The 3,702-nt window shown below is 49.6% G+C and carries 4 protein-coding genes and 1 pseudogene; 1 reads left to right on the plus strand and 4 read right to left on the minus strand.

Annotated elements, in window-relative coordinates; translation table 11 throughout:
* The coding region (locus RMO35_RS17010) for a tRNA-dihydrouridine synthase family protein (RefSeq protein WP_309742505.1) at positions 1-942 on the minus strand (942 nt) is incomplete at its 3' end.
* Positions 943-1,256: 314 nt separating this feature from the next.
* Positions 1,257-1,487 carry a hypothetical protein gene (locus RMO35_RS17015; RefSeq protein WP_309742506.1) on the minus strand — a complete coding sequence of 77 codons (231 nt, stop codon included), beginning with the start codon at positions 1,485-1,487 and terminating at the stop codon, positions 1,257-1,259.
* 229 nt (positions 1,488-1,716) lie between these two features.
* Between RMO35_RS17015 and RMO35_RS17020 the strand changes: the two genes are divergently transcribed.
* The gene (locus tag RMO35_RS17020) at positions 1,717-2,859 is read left to right on the plus strand and encodes a hypothetical protein (protein WP_309742507.1); all 1,143 of its coding nucleotides are present in this window, start codon (positions 1,717-1,719) and stop codon (positions 2,857-2,859) included.
* Positions 2,860-2,885: 26 nt separating this feature from the next.
* Here the strand turns inward: RMO35_RS17020 and RMO35_RS17025 are convergent, their stop codons facing one another.
* Both RMO35_RS17025 and RMO35_RS17030 read right to left on the minus strand, forming a co-directional pair.
* The gene (locus RMO35_RS17025) at positions 2,886-3,434 is read right to left on the minus strand and encodes a DUF456 family protein (protein WP_309742508.1); all 549 of its coding nucleotides are present in this window, start codon (positions 3,432-3,434) and stop codon (positions 2,886-2,888) included.
* A gap of 84 nt (positions 3,435-3,518) precedes the next feature.
* Positions 3,519-3,614 (minus strand): annotated as a pseudogene (locus RMO35_RS17030) (YggT family protein); the annotation flags it as partial.
* Between the last annotated feature and the right edge of the window lie 88 nt (positions 3,615-3,702).

The raw sequence follows: 3,702 nt of genomic DNA on the forward strand, positions 1-3,702 counted from the left end.
TTGCGCTCGTCGCATATCTCGCAAGAAATTTCCATCTGGATCTACACCTTGTCCGATGTAATTGAGATACAACTTCAGGTGACTGATGCGCGATTTTGACTGGACTGCTTGTACCTTGGGCATCTGGTATAACCGATCGATATAATCTCGCACTTGAGCCAGCGTCACTGTAGACATCGGCTCGCCCGCTAATACTTCCCGAATTTGCTTGAAAATCCAGGGATTGCGAATTGCCGATCTGCCGATCATCACTCCCGCCGCCTGAGTTTGGGCTAAAATCGCGATCGCACTAGCAGCAGAAGTAACATTACCATTTGCCAACACCGGACAGCGTAAACGTTGTACCGCGTGAGCGATCCGATCGTAGTGAACGTTGCCGTGATATCCTTCCTTGACCGTGCGACCGTGTAAACTGAGTAAATCGATATCGTGTCGATCGATCGAATCCAACACCCGATCGAAATTACTGGTATCCTCGAACCCAATCCGCATTTTAACTGTAAATCGACCATCGATCGCCGATCGCAACTCACCCAAGATCCGATCGATCTTTTCCGGCTCGCGCAATAGTCCCCCACCGACCCGTTTCCGGTAAATTTTAGGTGCCGGACAACCCATATTGAGATCGATGCCAGCCACGGGATAATCGCTTAATAACTTCGCAGTCCGCACCAAATCGGGAATGCTCTCCCCAATCATTTGAGCATAAATCGGGCGACCTGTAGTATTTTCGGTAATCGCTCTCAAAATCGGTTTTTCTAACCGCGAAGTCTCATTTACCCGAAAGTACTCTGTAAAAAAGTAGTCAGGACAGCCATAACTGGCGATCGTATTCATAAAACAGACATCGGTCACATCCTGCATCGGTGCCAAAGCTGTCACGACAGTCGAGCGCCCAGGAGAGCTGAACGCAGGAGCAGGAATATCATTGAGAAGTATCATATCAACCTTAAAAACACGCTCACTAATGAATCGCAACCTCGTCCCCAGTTATGTCATCTACCGCGTACCGACAAGTCGGCTGTTGCTCCGTTTCTAGATCTGAATCCCCCAACCCCCTTAAAAGCGGATGCGCGAACTGTTCGGGTTCCCCTATGCGAGACAAGACAGCGCAACCTTGCAGCTTGCTCTTAAAGTCCCCCTTTCTAAGGGGGATTGAGGGGGATTCCGAGGGATTTCGCTTCTAACAAAAGATGTATGTACACCGTAGGTTATGTCACTGGATCCGCCGATCTGCTCGTCAACAGCAGCAGTAATTACATCATGCCCCAGTATTCTGGCTTAACTGAATCTTCGATCGCGAGCAACCACGCCGCCAGATCGAAACCCGCCGCTACCCGCCAAATTTGCACCTGGGCAAACTGTCGATCGATTCCCCGACTTATCAGCCAGCGATAGCTCCAGTAGCTCAGTGCTACCCACCGCAGATAGCGACGCTTCAGCCAACGGACGGGATTATGTCGAAAAGACTTAACTGCTGCGAACATTGGTGACAATATACAAAAAATTTAAGATGTCTTAATAATTATGACAAAAAATGTCGCAATTCGCCCAGTGTCCATCGAACACCATGGAGAACGACTCGCGATCGCATGATGTAGTTTAGAATAGGTATCGGGGAATCGAATGCGGATGTAGAGATGGCATTGTGAATCGATCTTCGTTGGATTAGCGTCTCCTAATCTGCACATTTGACAGTTAACGTTTACGGTTAATATGTACCAATCTTCCGATCGCAAAAACTTTTTAGACATTTTACTCGACCCGACCGCGATCGCGATCGTGGCATCGCTCGCCCTCCATACCCTGATTGGCGCTGGTTTGCCCTTTTTCACCCAATTGGCACCCGATGATAAAAAAGCTGGCCCCACCACCGTCAAGGTCGTCGAATTAACTCCCAGCGAACTCCAGCGCATCCCGCAAGCACCCCCTGCCCCCACGCCCCAGGCTGTCCCATCACCAACTCCCAGCGTCGCCCCCAGCCCAGCAACGCCACCGCCCGCCACCAAATTTTCGACGGCACCACAGACAATCCCCTTCTCACCACTACGTCCTTCTGACGGCACACTGTTCCAGCCACCAGCCACTAAAAAACGCAAGGCAGCGCCTCGAAAACAGTCAGTAAGTCCGCTGTTCGATCCCAATGCCATTTTCAGCTCCCCGCCCAAATCTCCGAAGCCACCGAGCCGGACAGATGCTACTCCCAGACCATCACCAGTGCCAAATAAACCACCAGCCAAAAAATCTCAAAAATTGGTGACGCCACAGCCAAATGCCGAGACAGATGATGATGGTGGCAACAATCCGCCCGCACGGACGCCAGCAAATAGCCCTAACAATCGCCCAGGACAGCGATCGTCAGGAGCATTACCAGGAACTAATACCAACCCGCCTAACTCCACTCCAGCGACTCCAACTGAGCCAGCTAGCGCGACAGGGGACAGTGCTGGCGGCTTTTATGGTAAATACACCAAAGCTGCCAATGCCAAGCTGCAATATTACCTCAAAAAATATCCCAATCTCAAAGTATATCCACCAAAATTAATCAGCCAAAAGTACCCACCAGACTTTGCTTGTCCAAAAGTTAAGCAACCCCCATTCATTGTGATGATGGTAGCCTTTGATAAATTAAGTCAAGGGCAAGATCCGATTACTGGTGATAGTATTTCGCCAATCCTAGAAAATGAAAAACCTTACGTCGATGGCGATCCGGCTACCATAGCCAACAAAAAACTGCTAGCTACTTCGGTGACAGCGGGATTTGCTGAGGCAACTGAAGTAGACAAAAGTCGCCCAGCCATCGATAAAGATAAGCCAGTTCTCTATTCTTATCGGGTGCAATTTACATGCAGCCCATAAGTATTCGAGGTGAAGATTGGTAAACTCTAACCAATGTTGCCAAATCCTAAATGCCAAGTAGTAGTAGCAAACACGATCGCCGCAAACAGGGAAAGCAAACCTTGGATAACCAAACCGATAACCGAGCCGAGAACGATACCCACGCCAGCCTTGACAGAGATCCTCACGCGTTCGCCAACGGCAACCTCACGGGGATAGCACAACTCGCCGACAACCGCGCCGATAAATGGCCCAAAAAACAACCCGACTAAGGGGCCACCAACTGGTAAAGCTGGCAGCAGCCCAATGAATCCGAGCAGCAGACCGACGATCGAACCAATTTGACCCCAATGACTAGCACCAGCTTTTTGGGCACCCCAGATGCCCGATAACTGCTCGATCGCGAAACACATTACCAAGACGACGCTGGAGACAATTAATGAAACTGTGACATTATCCCAGTGATATAGCCATCCCGCGCCGATCGACGCACCCAAAATCAAAATTGGCCCAGGCATCACGGGTACCACAGATCCAATTACTCCGACGCAGGTCAATAGCAGTAAAGCAATATAAATTAGCGTTGTAGTTGTCACGTTAGCAGTGTCGGTTAATGGTGGTGCGATCGGAATGATAATTACTGGCGATTATCGAGCGGGAATCGAGCGATCTAATACCTGTTAACCAAGCAAAGTCAATGCCTGCATGGCAAATTGTAAGGCAAAGATCGCAATAATCGGCGACAGATCGAGTGGACCGATCGGCGGTACAAATCGAAAGAGGTTGAGTTAAGGATCGGTAATCGGACTCAAAAAGCCGACGATTTGCTGCATCCATTCTATATTTGGAAACCAGGTAAGTAAC

The organism is Chamaesiphon sp. OTE_20_metabat_361 (assembly GCF_031364565.1).